At 63.9% G+C, this 16,655-nt stretch carries 15 protein-coding genes and 1 pseudogene; 2 read left to right on the top strand and 14 right to left on the bottom strand.

Annotation, left to right across the window (positions count from 1 at the left end):
* Positions 1–124: 124 nt before the first annotated feature.
* From EOA13_RS26295 to EOA13_RS26310, 4 genes and pseudogenes are all read right to left on the bottom strand, one after another.
* Positions 125–382, bottom strand: a pseudogene (locus EOA13_RS26295) (hypothetical protein); the annotation flags it as partial.
* Position 383: 1 nt separating this feature from the next.
* The gene (locus EOA13_RS26300; protein WP_245490482.1) at positions 384–2,066 is read right to left on the bottom strand and encodes a DUF6880 family protein; all 1,683 of its coding nucleotides are present in this window, start codon (positions 2,064–2,066) and stop codon (positions 384–386) included.
* Entirely contained in the window at positions 2,063–2,467 is a 405-nt protein-coding gene (locus EOA13_RS26305; RefSeq protein WP_245490483.1) for a hypothetical protein, read from the bottom strand. The genes EOA13_RS26300 and EOA13_RS26305 overlap by 4 nt, the downstream gene beginning before the upstream one ends.
* 119 nt (positions 2,468–2,586) lie before the next feature.
* On the bottom strand, positions 2,587–4,017 hold the full coding sequence (locus tag EOA13_RS26310) for a DHA2 family efflux MFS transporter permease subunit (RefSeq protein ID WP_245490484.1): 1,431 nt from the start codon (positions 4,015–4,017) through the stop codon (positions 2,587–2,589).
* A gap of 391 nt (positions 4,018–4,408) precedes the next feature.
* Here EOA13_RS26310 and EOA13_RS26315 point away from each other — a divergent pair, with 391 nt between their 5' ends.
* Entirely contained in the window at positions 4,409–5,425 is a 1,017-nt protein-coding gene (locus tag EOA13_RS26315) for a Zn-dependent oxidoreductase (RefSeq protein ID WP_127296513.1), read from the top strand.
* Positions 5,426–5,432: 7 nt separating this feature from the next.
* On the opposite strand, the gene EOA13_RS26320 is transcribed toward EOA13_RS26315, so the two are convergent.
* The 6 genes from EOA13_RS26320 to EOA13_RS26345 all read right to left on the bottom strand — a co-directional run bounded on the left by EOA13_RS26320 (position 5,433) and on the right by EOA13_RS26345 (position 11,926).
* A complete protein-coding gene (locus tag EOA13_RS26320; RefSeq protein WP_164780336.1) occupies positions 5,433–6,137 on the bottom strand; it encodes a cyclase family protein in 705 nt (234 codons plus the stop codon).
* Positions 6,134–7,072 (bottom strand): ABC transporter permease, encoded by a 939-nt coding sequence (locus EOA13_RS26325; RefSeq protein WP_127296515.1) that lies wholly within the window; start codon positions 7,070–7,072, stop codon positions 6,134–6,136. The genes EOA13_RS26320 and EOA13_RS26325 overlap by 4 nt, the downstream gene beginning before the upstream one ends.
* A complete protein-coding gene (locus tag EOA13_RS26330; RefSeq protein WP_127296516.1) occupies positions 7,069–8,043 on the bottom strand; it encodes an ABC transporter permease in 975 nt (324 codons plus the stop codon). Before EOA13_RS26330 ends, EOA13_RS26325 begins: the two co-directional genes overlap by 4 nt.
* Entirely contained in the window at positions 8,036–9,526 is a 1,491-nt protein-coding gene (locus EOA13_RS26335; RefSeq protein WP_348629765.1) for a sugar ABC transporter ATP-binding protein, read from the bottom strand. The genes EOA13_RS26330 and EOA13_RS26335 overlap by 8 nt, the downstream gene beginning before the upstream one ends.
* A gap of 13 nt (positions 9,527–9,539) precedes the next feature.
* Positions 9,540–10,616: an ABC transporter substrate-binding protein gene (locus EOA13_RS26340; RefSeq protein WP_127296517.1), complete on the bottom strand. Its 1,077-nt coding sequence runs from the start codon at positions 10,614–10,616 to the stop codon at positions 9,540–9,542.
* 62 nt (positions 10,617–10,678) lie between these two features.
* On the bottom strand, positions 10,679–11,926 hold the full coding sequence (locus EOA13_RS26345; RefSeq protein ID WP_127296518.1) for an enolase C-terminal domain-like protein: 1,248 nt from the start codon (positions 11,924–11,926) through the stop codon (positions 10,679–10,681).
* Between the two features lie 149 nt (positions 11,927–12,075).
* On the opposite strand from EOA13_RS26345, the gene EOA13_RS26350 reads away from it, so the two are divergent.
* Complete coding sequence (locus EOA13_RS26350) at positions 12,076–12,837, top strand: GntR family transcriptional regulator (RefSeq protein WP_127296519.1); 762 nt, start codon at positions 12,076–12,078, stop codon at positions 12,835–12,837.
* Positions 12,838–13,003: 166 nt separating this feature from the next.
* On the opposite strand, the gene EOA13_RS26355 is transcribed toward EOA13_RS26350, so the two are convergent.
* Genes EOA13_RS26355 through EOA13_RS26370 form a run of 4 tightly spaced genes read right to left on the bottom strand, consistent with a single transcriptional unit; the run spans position 13,004 to position 16,653 of the window.
* The gene (locus EOA13_RS26355; RefSeq protein WP_127296520.1) at positions 13,004–13,882 is read right to left on the bottom strand and encodes an SMP-30/gluconolactonase/LRE family protein; all 879 of its coding nucleotides are present in this window, start codon (positions 13,880–13,882) and stop codon (positions 13,004–13,006) included.
* 47 nt (positions 13,883–13,929) lie between these two features.
* Entirely contained in the window at positions 13,930–14,892 is a 963-nt protein-coding gene (locus EOA13_RS26360; protein ID WP_127296521.1) for a 3-keto-5-aminohexanoate cleavage protein, read from the bottom strand.
* Positions 14,889–15,836, bottom strand: coding sequence for a 3-hydroxyacyl-CoA dehydrogenase (locus EOA13_RS26365; protein ID WP_127296522.1), 948 nt, complete (start codon positions 15,834–15,836; stop codon positions 14,889–14,891). Before EOA13_RS26365 ends, EOA13_RS26360 begins: the two co-directional genes overlap by 4 nt.
* 10 nt (positions 15,837–15,846) lie before the next feature.
* Positions 15,847–16,653: an SDR family oxidoreductase gene (locus EOA13_RS26370; protein WP_127296523.1), complete on the bottom strand. Its 807-nt coding sequence runs from the start codon at positions 16,651–16,653 to the stop codon at positions 15,847–15,849.
* Positions 16,654–16,655: the final 2 nt, after the last annotated feature.

Genomic DNA, 16,655 nt, shown 5'->3' on the forward strand with positions numbered 1-16,655 from the left:
TGCCAAGCGAACAGTCGAAACCGTCTGTGACGCCATCGGCCAAATCCTCGGCACCGTCACGTCAACCGAATGCCGAAATTACTTCACAGAGGCAGGCTATGCCCAACCTAAATTCATCCCGCTCTAGACGAGCCTGCGAATCAAGCCAAAGCGCCAGGTCGAGATCGCTACATTCATGCCAGACCTCGATCCGAGCGCGCCGGAATTCGCTGAAGCGCGGCACCTCTTTCCAAAGCGGCTTCGCGACAGAGCCGATAACGGCCACCGCCCCCACCTCTCGAAAACGCGTCCAAGCATCGGTGACGACATCCGCCGCCGCGCGGAACTGCTGCTGGCGTTCCAGCATGTAGCGATTTTGCTCGTCAATCGCCGCGCGCCGCATGTCAGGCCAACAGTTTCATGAAATTGCGCTTGCGGCCGAAGCGGTCTTTCACATCCGCCAGATACGCGGCATGTTCGGACGCGCCGCGCAGGCCGGCCATACGGCCGATCAGGGTTGCCGCTTCTGCATAGGCGCCGTTACCGCCAAACTGGGCCAGTTGGTTTACGCGTTCCGCATAGATCTTCAGTGCCTCGCGCGGATGCGTGGCTTCACTGACCTGCGCGAGCTTTTTCTTCAGCCCTTCGGAAGCGCCATGTGCGCGCGTGTTCGCCCACGCCAGATCAAACTGCTTCTCCTCAATCAAGATGCTGATGAGCAGATCGGCCGGATAATGCCAGGCGGACGGCTTCTCGCGCGCCAGCCTGGACTGGAGGCGCTCGATTACTCGATCGCGCGCCGCCGTGCCCGTCTTGCACAGCCGTTGATACAGTCCGAAGCTCGGCGCCTTCTCGAATGCGCGCCACAGATGCGCTTCGGCGTCCGCATCGCGACCGGCCGTGGTCAGCAGGTCGACTGCAAAGGAAATGAGCCGCTCGTCGGGTCGATCGTCCTCGAACACCCACAGGCCGTCCTCGGCCCTGCGCAAAGCCTCTTCGGCGCGACCGTGCGAGAGGCAGAATTTGGCGACTTGCAGATAGGCTTGCTGTGAGGACAGATGCTTGGCGCGAAGGGCGATGCGCGCCTCGACGTCGCCATCGCGGTCAGCAAAGAAGTCGAGGATTTCCTGCAGCCTGAAATGGTCGCCGGACAGTCCGTGACCTATCCGATTCTTGCCGGCGGTTGCGGGCAGTTCATTCCAGGCTTCGTTGGCCAGGCGACGGTATTCGGCCAATCCTTCCTCGCCGAGGATATCGCCATAGCGCTCAGCCGCGCCACCGAAGGTGTCGTAGCCACCATTCATCTCGCGCGCGAACAGGTCACGCGCCAGGGACAAGGGTTCGCAAGGCGCCTCCGAGACAGCGTTGCAGTGAATTTCGCATGCCCGGTCGAGAAGTGGGGCGCAATGGCCATCGGAATCGTCCACGACCTCGATGGCAGCCTCGATCCGATCGATGGCTCGCATAGCGAGCCGTATAACGATGCCCGCATGCTTGCTCGAGACCGAGGCGATCACATCGAGCGCCTCGTCCACACCTTGGGCCCAGTCGGGCGCCTCGCGGTAATCTATGAAGCCATTCGTGGCGGTTGCGCCGTCGATCATCTTGCCGAGACGCGCCTCGATGGCCACCTCGTCGCCGTCTTGCGTAGTCAGCGTGGCCATTTCCAGCCTACGCAACAGGATAGGATCGCGCTCGACGACATCCATGATCATATCGACAAGCGCCGCCTTGTTCTTGCCTTCCAGATGTTCGCGTATACGCGTGAACACATCGATGCTTTGCGCTTCCGTGTCGCTGCCCATCGCGTTTGCCGCCAGCGCCGTCGCCACCAAATGCTTGCAATAGCCCCAGTCGCCGAAGGCACGGCAGGAACACGAACCGTCGACCGACTCGCCACGCCCCGTCAGTTCAACACGGTAGTCCTCCGTGCCGGCAACCTGCGCCAGCACGCGCTTGGGCCCAACGGTCAGCAGTTGCACCAGCCCGTCACGCCAGTAGGCCTCGCCGCGCGAGTACACCTTGGTGCCGACAAGATCGCGCAGGGCATCGACATCGAAACGGGGTCGGCTGTTCTTGCGGTTCATAGTGGCGGCTGGAGCCTCGAGTCAGCCGAGATGAGACGCAGGGCCTCGTCCAACGTAACGGTCGCATGCAGCCGCCCCCATGCTCCGGTGTGCCTGTGCCACATGAGGTCGAACCGGGTCTCGGCGAGATGCTCCTCCACATGATCGAGCCGGGCGAAGGGAGCGTTGAATTCTTCACCGTCATCCGAACGGTAGCGCGCTGAGAAACCGTATTTGCTTCCTCGCCACTTGCCGAAAATGTCTAGCGGATGGTCGAGCCGATTCGGCTGGCCGTGGATGAACCGAGGCTTCAGAACCTCGGCGATGAAACGCTCGCAAGTGGCAGCCATGGCCAGCTTCTCGTCAGCCGAAGGCTTCTTAACCCACACCATCGCGTTTTCCCGTTTCGCCAGCGCGATCATTTCCCACTATCCGCCGCCAAGAGCGCTGTGGGGCTGCCCTCAGCCATACGGTATCGCCGTTCATGATAATCGACCGATCCGGCGAGGCAATCCTTTTTGAACGCAGAATGCATCTGGCTTCATTTGCGAGAATTACCCGATCGAACATGGCCGCTGACCTGCACGCCGTCCTCGGCACGCAGGTACAGGAAGCCGGGGACGGACAGCAGCGGGATGACCGCGGTCAGCAGGAATACCTGGTGGAAGCGTTCCGCTGTCACGATGTGGGTTTCTCCTGCGACAAGGCCCAGCACCATGGCGGCGATCGAAACGCCCAGGGAAACGCTGAGTTGCTGCAGGACGCCGCCGAGACTGGTGGCGCGGCTGAGCTTGTCGGCCGGCAGGTCGGCATAGGACAGCGTGTTGGAGGTCATGAACTGCGCCGACCGGATGACCCCGAAGACAAAGACGTAAAGGCCGATCATCCAGTGCGGCGTATCGGCTTCGATCAAGGCGAACCCCCCGACAGCGGCGGAACCGACCACCGCGCTGCCGATCAGCACGACGTTGAAGCCGAAGCGCCGCAACAGCGGTGACAGCAGCGGCCGGATGAGCAAGGCGCCGAAGCTGCCGACGAATGTCAGCGAGCCCGAGGTGACCGGGCTCATGCCAAAGCCGACCTGCAGCATCAGCGGCAACAGGAAAGGCACGCCGTTGAGGCCAACGCGGCACAGGCCGCCTGCGAGCGTACCGACCCAGAACGAGCGAAATCGAAACAGTGTCAGATCGACTGCCGGTGCAACGACGCGGCGCGCATAGCGCCCGAAGGCGAGCAGCAGCAGGATCGCCGCGGCCAGCACCAGAACCGTCGCCGAAACGGGGATGATCGGCCGGCCGATGCTCTCCAGTCCGAACTGCAGCAGGGCCACGCCGCATCCCACCATCAGGAAACCGGCGAAGTCGAAGCGTTGCACCGCTTCCTCGCGAAAATCGTCGACGAAGCGCAGCGCCGCCAGAATGCCAAGGCAACCGAAAGGCACGTTGACATAGAATATCCAGCGCCACGATGCATACGTGGTCAACAGGCCGCCGAGCAACGGCCCGATCACGGGCCCCATGATGGCGGGCAAGGTCGTGTAGGTCATGGCGGTGATCAGCCCGCTGCGTGGGAAGCTGCGCAGCAGGATCAGCCGCCCGACCGGCGTCATCATGGCGCCGCCCAGCCCCTGCAGGGCGCGCATCGCCAGCAGCATGCCGAAACTGTTGGCCATGCCGCACAGCGCCGAGCCGAGGGTGAAGGTGAAAAGCGCCAGCGCGAACACTTTTCGCGCACCGAACCTGTCGGCGAACCAGCCGCTGACGGGAATGAATACGGCCAGCGTCAGAATGTAGGTGGTGATCGCCAGGTTCAGCCTGACGGGCGTCGTGTCGAGGCTGCGTGCGATGGCGGGGATCGCGGTGGTGATGATGGTGGAATCGAGCTGCTCCATCAGAAAGGCGATGGCGACGATGATTGGGATGATCAATCTCAGCCTCGGGTCGCGCTCGGTGGCAAATTGAGGCTGTTCCAATTCTATTGCCAATTCCGTCATGCAAGCGGCTGCTCTATTCCAGGTGGCGCGTCCGTGTTCAAAGGCAAGGTCGCCTTCCGTGCGGCAAGCCAGCCGAGGCCGATCACACGGCCTGTCTTATGGTCCGACGAGCAGGCAAGCGGTAGTCATTTCCTCTTTGATGGAAGTCAACAAATTTTGACTGCCGCCCCCTTCGAGAGGAGATCGGCAGGACAGCGCATTGAGAGTTCGAACTGCCGTCGCCAGGTACATGCGTTTCAGCGGACGCCCGTCCCGATTTCGTGAAGGAACGTGTCGGTAAGAGGCCGTCTTACCGCCGCCATGAGCGCTTGCGTCTTGACGGCACAGCGAGATTGAGCCACTTGTCGACTAGTATACAAGTGGTGAGGCCATGCTTGAAGTTCTCGTTCGCGCACCGCAGTCGCTGGAAGTCCGGCAGGGCGCCATGCCAGAGCCCGGCACTGGCGAAGTCGTCGTTCATGTCAGCCGTGCCGGTATCTGCGGCTCCGACATTCACATCCTGCATGGCTCCAATCCGTTCGCCGTCTATCCGCGCATCATCGGCCATGAATTCGCCGGCACCGTAACGGCGCTCGGACGCAATGTGACCGGCATAGCGGTGGGAGACCGCGTGGTGGTCGATCCCGTGGTGTCGTGCGGCCACTGCTATCCCTGCCGGGTCAGCCGCTCCAATGTCTGCGCCAACCTCGAAGTGATGGGCGTTCACCGCGACGGCGGTTTTCGCGCCTTCGTCGCGGTGCCTGCGGCAAATGCCATACCGGTTCCAGGAGATATGCCGTTTGGGCTGGCGGCACTGGCCGAGCCGTTTTCCATCGCCGCCAATGTGCTTGATCGTACCGGTTGCGGACCCGACGATACGGTGCTGATCTATGGCGCCGGCACGGTCGGCGTCACTGTCCTGCAGGTCGCCAAGCTCAAGGGCGCACGCTGCATCGTGGCCGATATCGACGAAGCCCGCCTCGAGCGAGCGCTTCGCTTCGGTGCCGACAGGGTGATCCACTCCGCCCGCGATCCCGTGCCGGCCGCGGTGCGCGGCGAAAATGACGGTCTTGGCCCCACTCTGGTCATCGACGGCGCCGGCATTCCCGCACTTCTTGACGAGGCTTGCCGGTTGGCCAGCCCGGCGGGCCGCATCGGCCTGCTCGGTTTTTCCGATGCCCCATCCAATCTCAGCCAGCAGGAAGTGGTGCGCAAGGAACTGACCATCGTCGGCTCGCGCCTGAACCGCCGGCTGTTGCCGCGCGTCGTCGAATGGCTGGCCGACAAGCGGCTCGATCCGCAAGGCATGATCACGCAGGTGTTCGCGGCGGCGGATGCACGCGCAGCCTTCGACTTGATCGAGAAGGAACCGGAGCGAACGCTCAAGATTCAGCTGGACTTCTCGTAAGCCGGGGTTAGCCCTCGACCAGCGCGATGGCGCGCAGCGGCGATCCGGTGCCGCCTTCGATCGCCAGCGGCAAGCTGATCAGGAAGCACCGAGGCGGCAAGTCACCAAGCCGTGCGAAATTCTCGCCGATCAGGATGCCGGCTGAAAGCAACGTATTGTGCGCCGGGAAATCCTCGCTGCCGAAACAATCGATCGACAGGCAGTCCGAGCCGACGATGCGCGCACCGCGCTCGACCAGCAATTCGCTTGCTTGCCGCGACAGGCCGGGCCAGTCGGCGAGAAACAAGGCCGGATCGTCCCAGAGCCGGTCCCAGCCGAAATGGAAGAACACTGCGTCGCCCTGCCGTACGCGGCCCTGTTCGGCCTCGAAAGCGAAGATAGCATTCGGCTCGACCGCCTGCTGGGGCGCGCAGTCCCGCGCGTCGATCGTCACCATGCGGCCGAAGAAGCGCTCGACCGGAATGTCCGAGATTGCAACGCCGCCGCGGACGAAATGGACCGGCGCGTCGAAATGCGTGCCGGTGTGCTCGCTCATGGCCAACGCATGGTTGCAGGCGACGTCGCCGCGGTCATAGGATTCCACCATCTCCTGGCAATAATGCGGGTGCGTCGGCCACACCGGCATGCCGGGCTTCATCGGATGTGTCAGGTCGACGAAGGAAACCGCCTTTGTTTCGAACAGCCCGGCGAGCGTATCGGTGGCGGATGTCATCTGACGCGAGGCCTCGGCACGAGAGCGACGATCAGGATGATCAGCACGCCGGTCAAAAGGAAGCGCACGCCTGCCTGGATGCCAAAGGTGTTGAGCATGGTGGACATCAGGTTGAAGAACAACGCAGCCCCCCATATGCCGACCGCGTTGGCCTGTCCACCGGCGACGCTGGTGCCGCCAAGTACCACCACGGCGATCGATTCCATCAGATAGGCGTCACCCATGTTGAGCGCGGCACCGCCGCTGAAGCCGGCAAGCAGGAAGCCGGCAAGTGCCGCGGCCGTGCCGCACAGCATATAGGCCGTCAGCCGCACCCGGGCGACGTTGACACCGGCGAGCCGCGCCGCCGGTTCGCTCTGGCCGGTGGCCAGCACTTGCCGGCCCCAGATCGTGCGTTTGAGAGCGATCATGGCGACCAGCGTCAGCAGCATCACCGCGATCGGCATGAACTGCACGCCGCCAAGGTTCATCGAGGTAAACCGGGAAAGGCCGGCCGGCGGCTTCAGTGTCGCTTGGCCGCCGAGATTGAAGGCAAGCGACTGGAAGACGAAGCTCCAGGCGAGCGTCGCGATGATCGGCGGCAGCCTGAGCGCGACGATGGCAAGGAAGTTAGCGGCACCCGCGACAGCGCCGACGGCAAGTGCTGCAACCAGGCCGGGCAACAGCATGCCGTCGGATCCTTGCATGACCGTCATCGACACATAGGCGGCCAGCGTCAGCACGGATGGCACGGACAGGTCGATATTGCCCGGCCCGGAGGCGACGACGAACATCTGCCCGGTTCCCACCACAACGCTGAAGGCACCGAAGGCGAGCGCGCCTGACAGCGTGGCGCCGGCACTGCCGATGCCCGAGTAGGCTGTCGTCGCCAGCCACATTGCGAGCGCCACGATGAAGCCGTAGGTCCACGGCGCGAGGCTCAATCTCCGGGTCATCGCGTCCGCTCCGACAAAAGCACGCGCCCGGCCAGCACGAGAAACAGGATGACGCCCTGGGCGCCGATCTGCCATGTCGGCGGCACCTGCAGGAAGGACAGAAGCGAGCCCGCGAGCGACAGCGTCAGAGCGCCGACCACCGTGCCGACCGGCGAGACGACGCCACCGGTGAAAGCGCCACCGCCGAGGATCACCGCGCCGACGCCGAGCAGCGTATAGGCCGGCGCGACATTGGCGTCGCCCGATGTGGTGAGGCCGGTCAGCGTCAGCCCGGCCAGACATGCGAGCAGGCCGGCGGCGGCATAGACAGCGACGCGGATGCCGATAACGGACCAGCCGGCGCGCTCGACGGCGCGCGGATTGCCGCCGGCGCCGCGCAACACCACGCCATAGGAGGAGCGCGAGATGACGAGATGGCCGGCGAGCGCCGCCAGTGCCGCCAGCCAGATCGACAGCGGCATCAAAGGCGGCTGCCAGCTCATGAAGGCGGCAAGCCATGCGGGTGCCGAGCCACCCGGTGCCGGCAGCAGGATCACGGCGATGCCGAGCCAGATGAAGGACATGCCCAGCGTCACGATGATCGAGGGCAATTGCCGTGAATGGATAAGCAGGCCGAAGCCGGCATAGGCGGCGATCAGGACCAGATAGCACAGCGCAGCGATTGCCGGCGCGTCCCTGAGATAGAGCGCGGTGATGCAGGTGATCAGCCCGACAAAAGCGCCATTGGACAGGTCGATGTCGCCCAGCATGATCACCATCATCTGCGCCAGTGCGGCGAAGACCAGCGGCACCGAGAGCTTGAACAACAGGTGGAAGCCGAAATAGCTCATCGCCGCCGGGCGGATGCTGAAGATGATGGCCAGCATGACCAGCAGCGCGATCGCCGGCAGGCCGACCTGCAAGGCATTGAGCAAGGCCGGGCGCGCCTTGGAGGACGATCGGGCAGGAGCACGGGCTACGGCGTCAGACATGCTCGCCTCCGAACGATGCCTGCAGGATGCGGCCGGTCTCGATGGCGTCGCCTTCCAGCCTGCTCACGGCGCGTCCCTCGCGGAAGACATAGATACGCTCGCAATTGGTCAGCTCTTCGAGCTCGGTCGTGTACCAGACGAAGGAGCGTCCGTTCTCGGCCTCGGCGCGGATCAGCCGGTAGACCTCCTGCTTGGTGCCGACATCGACGCCGCGCATCGGGTCGTCGAGGAAGATCACCTTGGCATCCGACGCCAGCGCGCGGGCGAACAGCACCTTCTGCTGGTTGCCGCCGGACAGCGACAGGATCGGCGTGTCGATCGAAGGCGCCTTGACGTTGAGCCTGTCCGACCAGCTCTCGGCCAGCTTGCGGGCGGCGGCGCCTGAAATCATGCCGCCCCGCGTCAGTGCATTCAGGCTGCGGATGGTCAGATTGTCGGCGATAGACCACAGCGAAAACACGCCTTCCGAGCCGCGGTCGCCGGCGACATAGGCACCCGGCAAGGCCTCGCGTTGCCGGCGCGCGGCATAAAACATCGCGCGCAGCCGCTCGCGCTGGCCGTGGCCATCGAGCCCGGCGAAGCCGATGACCTCACCCTTGCCGACGTCGATGGTCAGATCTGTGGTGTCGCGACCCGCATGCCGGATAACCGGAGCTTGCACCGAGGCCACCTTGCCGGCCGTGCGCTCACGCGGCCGTTCGATGCTTCCCATCAACTCGACCAGCGCGGCGCGTGACAGGCCGGCGGTCGGCCGCTCGGCGACGACCTTGCCGTCGACCATGACGACGGTGCGGTCGCAGACGGCGAGGATCTCGTTGAGGCGATGGGTGATCAGGATGCAGGCGATGCCACGCCCTGCGGCAAGACGAATGTGGGCGAGCAGTTGTTCCGTCGCCTCATGGCCGAGCGCCGAGGTCGGCTCGTCGAGAATGACGGCGCGCAATTTGATGCTGGTCTGCGTGAAGGCGCGGGCGATCTCGACCATCTGTCGCTCGCCGATCGGCAGGTCGGCGACCTTCCTGTCGAGATCGATGCCGTGGCCAGGGAAGATCTCGTCCAGCACCGGACCAATCACCTGGCGCGCGCGCCGGCGCCAGCCCAACCCACGCAAAGACCTGTGCACGATCCGGGCATTTTCCGCCGACGTCAAATTGGCGCAGAGCGACAGTTCCTGGAAGATGCAGCGCAGCCCGGCCTGCTGGGCGCTGGCCGCACTCCAGGCACCGATCTCACGCCCGCCGAGGCGAAAGCTGCCACCGCTGCGCTCGACCGTGCCGGCCAACACGTTCATCAGCGTCGACTTGCCGGCGCCATTGTGGCCGACGAGGCCAACGACCTCACCGGGTTTGAGATGAAAATCCACGCCGCCCAGGGCATGCACGGCATCATAGTGCTTGCGGACATCGCGCACCTCGATAAGGGCGCTGTCGGCATCACCTGTCTCTGCTGCGTCCTTTTTGGACGACGTGGGATCGTTCATCATTCGGCCATGCTGCTCATTTCGGCGCGGGAACGCCCGGCAGAGGCTCTTTCTTAGCGTTGGCGTCGATAATCCTGGCCACCAGCTCTTGCGGATATTCAGCATTGACGACGCCGCCTGCGGGAACCGTCTTCAGCCAGGCGTCAAGGTCAGGCTGATTGATCTGCAAGAGCGGCACCTCGACGAATTTCGGCACCTGCTTGCCGGCCAGAATCTGCTGCGCGACCCAGAACGCGACCTGGGAGACGCTGGGCGTGGCACCCAGCGAGAAGGTTTCGTAGCCGCTGGCGTCATGCTCCTGCTTCCACAACGCCAATTCGTCCAGGCGGTTGCCCATGATGATGATCGGCAGCGGCCGGTTGGCGGCCTTGAATGCCTGCGCCGCGCCATAGCCGTCGCCACCCTGCGTCAGCACGGCATCGACCTGAGGCAACGACGGCAGGATGCCCGACACTTCCTTTTGCGCCACGGTGGCCGTCCACTGACCATAGACCTCGCCGACAGCCTTGTAGCTGGCGTGCGCCTTCATCGCCTTCTCGACGCCCTCATGCAGGCGCTTGTCGAAACCGTCGCCGGCCATACCGCGGATCTCGAGGATGTTGGCCGGCTTGTCGCCGAGCTTGCTGGAGATGAAATCCAGTTCTGCCTTGGCATAGGAATCGAGGTTGTAGTCGACGACATAGGCGCAAGGCTCGGTGACGCCGCTGGCGAAGGCAACGACCGTGATACCGGCATTGCAAGCATCCTTGATGGCGCCGTTGAGTGCGGTGTCGGAGCCGGCAAGGACGATGATCGCATCGTAGCCCTGCAGGATCAGGTTCTCGATCTGGCTCGCCTGTTCGGTCACCGAATTGTTCGAGCTGACGACGGCTGTTGCGGCGATCTGCTTGTCGGCCACGGCCTTGGCGCCCATTTCCTCGAAGCTCTTGATCATCACCTGGCGGAAGGAATTGCCGGCGTAGGAATTGCTGAAGGCGATCTTCTTGGCCGAAGTGTCGCCCTTGGCGAGGCCTTCATCGGCGCGCGCGTCCAGCGCTGCAAAGCTGGTGCAGCCGAGCATGGCTGCAATGAATAAGGCTGTGGTCTTGCTCATTGTTGTTCTCCTCCGGTTGAAAGTCATAGCGTCCTCCCGACGATCCTTTCGAACGAAAAATGTCAGCCCAGCCCGAGATCAGGCACGGCATCGTTCAAATGGTCGGCAAAATTGGTGTTGGGCAGCAACGGATACCAGCCCGGACGGCCGGGATCGCGGTCGTAGGCATAGCCGCCCAGCGAGCGGTAGAGTTCGGCATAGGTGGCGAGTTTGTCGCGATCGAGTTCGACGCCGAGGCCCGGTGCCTCCGGCACCGCGATCGCACCATTCTCGTAGCGCATCTTGCCGCCGACGATGATGTCGTCGGCAAGGTGGTGGTAATGCGCGTCGGCGGTGAAGACGAGGTTGGGCAGCACAGCGCCAAGATGCAGCATGGTGGCGAGCTGGATGCCGAGTTCGCCAGAGGAATGCACCGCAATACCGAGACCGAACGTGTCGCAGATCTGCGCCGCGCGCACGCAGGCGCGGATGCCGCCCCAGAAGGTGGTGTCGAGCAGGATCACGTCAACCGCAGGGTCGCGCACATTGGTGGCGAGCTGTTCAAAATCGATGACGATGGTGTTGGTGGCCAGCGGGATGGAGAGCTTCTCGCGCAAGCGGCGCATGCCGGCCAGGCCCCAGGTCGGGTCCTCGAAATAGTCGTTCCTGAGATCGGAGATGGCTTGGCCGAAACGCAGCGCCTCTTCGACCGACAGGGCTGCGTTCGGATCGTAGCGCAGCGTATCGGCAGGAAATTCGGCGGCGAGCGCCCTGAAACATTCCAACTCATAGTCGGGGTGAAACACGCCGGCCTTGAGCTTGTGGGCGTGAAAACCATGTTCGTCCTTAAGCGCGCGGGCATGCTCGAGCAATTGATCGATGGTGCGGACTTCGCCCTTGCCGCTGCGGCGGTCGGCATAACGGAAGAACAGATAGGAGGCGAAGCCGATCCGGTCGCGCACGCGCCCGCCAAGCAATTGGTAGACCGGCACGCCGAGCTTCTTGCCGATGATGTCGAGACAGGCGAATTCCAGCGCTGCGTGGAGCTGCGTGCGGTTGTTGTAGAGCGACGCCGTCGGATTGCAGATGGCGTAGCGCATGCGGTTGAGGTCGAAAGGGTCATGGCCGACCAGGTAAGATTTCAGGCCGGCGAAGGCGAGTTCGGCGCCGGCGCCGCCACCGCCCATCTCGCCGAGCCCAACAATGCCTTCGTCGGTCTCGACCTCGACCACGGTGCGGACAAAGCGTCCCCAATGCGTACCGTTGCTGTGCCGCAATGCTGCTTCCAGCGGAACGGTGATGGTGGTCGCCTTGATGTCCGTGATCTTCATGCCGGCTCCTCTCCCCCAGCCTGCTGGCGTCATACACACTACCATGGTAGTATGTCAATACAGCTTCAATCCTGCTTGCCGCTTGAGTTGCGACGTGCGCGGTGTCATGACCGGAGCAGTGCAGCGCCATTCACAGCAACGGATTCGTCATGGGGACCAAGCTTTCGGGGGCGACCAGATTTTCAGGCAGTGCTGCCAGGCTGAGAACCGCCGGTCAGCGCGAACCCTCGCGGGTGCTGGAGCCGGTCAACAATCGCATGCCGATCTCACCGCAGATCTACGAGCGCCTGCGCCGCGCCATCACGACGCTGGCGATGTTGCCGTCGGAAGCGCTCAGCGAACAGGACCTTGCCCAGCAGCTCGGTGTCAGCCGTACACCCGTGCGCGAGGCGCTGATCCGGCTTGCCGATGAAGGGCTGATCGACATCCTGCCGCAGCGCGGCAGCTTCGTCGCGCCGATCCGGCTGAGTGACGTCGAGGAAGCGCAGTTCATTCGCGAGGCGCTCGAAGTCTCCGTGGTGCAGAAGCTGGCCGGCCACGGCTCGGACACCTTCATCGCCGCAGGCAGGGTGAACCTTGCCCAGCAGGCAAAGGCCGTGGCCGAGGGCGACCGCGAGCTGTTTCTCGAGCTCGACGAGGCCTTCCATCGCAGCCTGTGCGAAGAGGCCGGCCTGCCCAAGAGCTGGCGGGTGATCCAGGTGGTCAAGCTGCAGATGGACCGTGTGCGCTATCTGAGCCTGCCCGAGCCCGGCCACCTCGAAACGCTGCTCGCCCAGCATGTGGCGATCTTCGAGGCCGTGGAAACCGGCGAGGCAAAACAGGCAGGCGCGCGCATGGCGGCGCATCTGCGCGAAGTGCTGCGAACGGTGCAGAGGCTCAACGTGGCCCGCCCGGACCTCTTTGGCCAATGATCTCTTTGGCCGCTCATTATGTCATTGGGTGAAGAGCGGACGTGCTGCTCTGCGTCACTCCGCCGCTTCACGGCAATGACGCCTGCCGGCGCCACATTTTTGATGAGGAATTCCTGCGCGCCAAGGCCTGATCCGCTTATGCTACGGGCGCTTCGCTTGCCTGGCGTCAGCCGCCGAAGCGCGGTTCCGCGACGCCCTTGATGCCAAGGCCTGATATGGCGAACAGGCTGCCGCGCAAAACGCCGTCGCCGGGAAAACGCGGCAGCGGCGGCTTGGCCATCGAGGTGACGTAAAGGGTGTCGAGCTTCGGGCCACCGAACATGACGCTGGTGATCTTCTTGACCGGCATGTCGATGACGCGGTCGATGCTGCCGTCCGGCGCGTATCGCACCAGCCTTCCGTCATAGACCAGCGCATTCCACAGATAGCCCTCGGCATCGACGGTCGAGCCGTCAGCCGCACCGCCCCGGCTGGTGTCGACGCGCACGAAGGTGCGCCTGTTGGTGGCGGCACCGGTGGCGATGTCGTAATCATAGGCCCAGATCTCGCCGGTCCAGGTGTCGGCGAAATAGAAGGTGCGGTCGTCAGGGCTCCAGCATGGACCGTTGGAGCAGATGATGCCGGAATCGATCCTGGTGACGGAGAAATCCGGATCGAGCCTGTAGAGGCCGCCGGACGGCCCCTCTTCCATCGTATCCATGGAGCCGGCGAAGAAGCGGCCGCACCGGTCGACCTTGCCGTCGTTGAGCCGGTTCATCGGCCGGTCCGGCTCCGGGTCGTGGATCAGCGTCACATCGCCGGAGGCGAAATCGAGCAGATGGAAACCGCGCTGCAGCGACACCACGGCGCCGCTACCGTCCTTGCGCAGCGCCATCGAGCCGATCTTCATCGGCACGTCCCATGACCGGATCTCGCGTCCGTCGGCGGTCGCCCGAAACACGCGCCCGTCGAAGCTGTCGATCCAGTAGAGTCGTTCCTGTTCGACGTCCCACAGCGGTCCTTCGCCCAGTGTGGTCTTCACGTCCACCACGACTTCGATCTTCATGCCGTCCTCCTCCGTTTTTGCGTCTCGCGGCGATTGCTCGGGCCGCCTCAGAAAGCGACCTTGTCCCCGCCTTTCAATGACAGGATTTCGCGTGCCTCATCGGGCGTCGCCACCTCCATGCCGAGCCCTTCGATGATCTTGCGGGCCAGCAAGACCTGCTCAGCGTTCGATTTGGCAAGCTTGCCTTTGCCCGCCCACAGACTGTCCTCCAGCCCGACGCGGATGTTGCCGCCAAGCGCTGCCGATTGCGCGGCGATGCGGAGCTGGCTGGCGCCAGCGCCGAGAACCGACCAGCGGAACTGGTCGCCGAATAGCCGGTCGGCAGTGCGCTTCATGTGGGCGACGTCTTCGGGATGGGTGCCGATACCGCCGAGCAGTCCGAATACCGACTGCACGAAGAAAGGCGGCTTCACCAACCCGCGGTCGGCGAAGTGCGAGAGGTTGTAAAGATGAGCGATGTCGTAGCACTCGAACTCGAAGCGCGTGCCGTTGTCGTAGCAGGTCGCCAGGATGTACTCGATGTCCTTGAACGAGTTGCGAAAGACGAGGTCGCGGGTCGCTTCCAGATGCGGCTTTTCCCAGTCGAACTTGAAGGTCTCGTATTTGTCGGCGAGGTGATAGAGCCCGAAATTGATCGAGCCCATGTTGAGCGAGGCGACTTCCGGTTTGAACTGGGCGGCCGGGCGCACGCGCTCCTCGACCTTCATGTACGGGCTGCCACCGGTGGTGATGTTGATGGCGGCGTTGGTGCCTTGCTTGACGCGCGGCAGGAAGCGAGCGAAGGCCTCCGGCGTCTGGTCGGGCTTGCCGGTTTCCGGATCGCGCGCATGCAGATGCAGGATTGCGGCACCGGCTTCGGCAGCCGCGATCGCCTCAGAAGCGATCTGGTCAGGAGTGATCGGCAGATAGGGCGACATGGTCGGCGTGTGGATGGCGCCCGTCACCGCGCAGGTGATGATGACCTTGCCCCTGGTCTGCGCAGCACCTGGCTTGCGGCTCGTTTCGATCATTGTCCGTACTCCTGGTCCGATTTTTTCTTGTGTGCCGCCAGCGCCATCAGCCGACGATCACGCCATACCTGCCGTTCGCCGAGGTTTTCGCGTGGCAGGCGTTCGCGGCGGTCGGCTTCGACGGTTTTCATCACCTCACCCGCCCAGTCGACGCGCCGCAGCATCTGCGGGAAAATGTTCGAATAGATCGACTGATAACGCTCGACATAGTCGCGCACGCCGCCAGGTGCATTGAGATCGATGGTCTCGAAAGGCCCCATGAACGACCAACGCAGCGCCAGCCCGTCGCGGATGCCGATGTCGACATCCTCGACGCTGGCGTAGCCGTCGGCGACAAGCCGGAAAGCCTCCTCAAGCAATGCGCCTTGCAGGCGGTTCATGATGAAGCCGTCGAGTTCGCGCTTCATCACCAGGGGCGCATGACCGGCGTCGATGAGGAAGGCGCGGGTTCTCTCGACCGTCTCGGCGGACGTCCATGGCGCCGGCACGATTTCGGCCGCCGGAATGAGATAGGGCGGATTGATCGGATGCACGACCAGACAGCGATGCCGTCCTTGCAGATGGTCGGTGAATTTCGACGGCAACAGCGCCGAGGTGGAACTGGCGATGACTGTCCGCGGATCGGCTAGCGTGTCGATCAGCGAGAATACCTCCCGCTTCACCTCGAGATTCTCGGGCGTGTTCTCCTGGATATGCACGGCACCCGCCAACGCCTCTTCAAGCTCGGCGACAACGCTGATCCGGCCAAGCACAGTGTCGACGGACTGACCGCGCAGCAGGTCGTTTGCGGCAAGGTCACCGAGCACGCCGGCAATGTAGTCGCGGGCGCCGCCGGTCGCAGCGGGCGACTGATCCCACATCCGCACGTCATGGCCGGCACGGGCGAAGCTGATGGCCCAGGCCCGCCCGATGAACCCGCTTCCGACGATCGCGACATTGGCCATGGCTTGTTCCTCAAAGTGTTTCGACGTTGCCGTCGACGCCGAGCGACTGGCCGGAAATGTTGATGCCCGCATCGGAGAGCAGGAAGGCGACCATCGACGCCACATCATAGGGGCTGGTCATGCGACGCAGCGAGATGTTCTGCAGATAGCGCCCGGTCATCTCCTCGTGGCTGATACCGACCTGCTTGGCGCGTGCCGAGATAACACCTTCGATGCGGGGTCCCTCGATGATGCCGGGCAGGATGGCGTTGACCCTGATGGCGTGCGGCCCGAGCTCTTTGGCCAGGCTTTGCGTGAAACCGATGACGCCGAACTTGGCCGCCGAGTAGGGTGTGCGGAAGGCGTAGCCATGGCGGCCGGCGGCCGACGACATCGAGACGATCGAGCCGCCGCCCGCCGCCTTGATCAGCGGCACGGCGCGCCGGGCGCACAGGAACTGGCCAGTCAGGCAGATGTCGATGCAGCGCCGCCAGTCGGCCGGATCAATCTCGTCGACACCGCCGGTCGGCCCGGCAATGCCGGCATTGTTGATCAACGCATCGAGCCCGCCGAGTTTTTTCTGGACCGCCTCGAACAGGCGGTCGACGTCATCGTCGCGCGAGACATCGGCCTTGATCGCGGCGACCAGGTCGATCTTGCCGGGAGCAGCGGCCAACGCCTCGTCGGAAACGTCGCAGACGACGATGCGGGCGCCGAGGCGTGACAGCGTGTCGGCTATGGCAAACCCGATGCCGCCGGCGCCCGCCGTGACCAGCACGCGCTGGCCTTTCAGCCCGGTCAAAAATTCGTCCGCCGATGCCGGCGCCCTTGTGCTCATGG

The organism is Mesorhizobium sp. M7A.F.Ca.US.011.01.1.1 (assembly GCF_003998295.1).
Classification (GTDB): Bacteria; Pseudomonadota; Alphaproteobacteria; order Rhizobiales; family Rhizobiaceae; genus Mesorhizobium.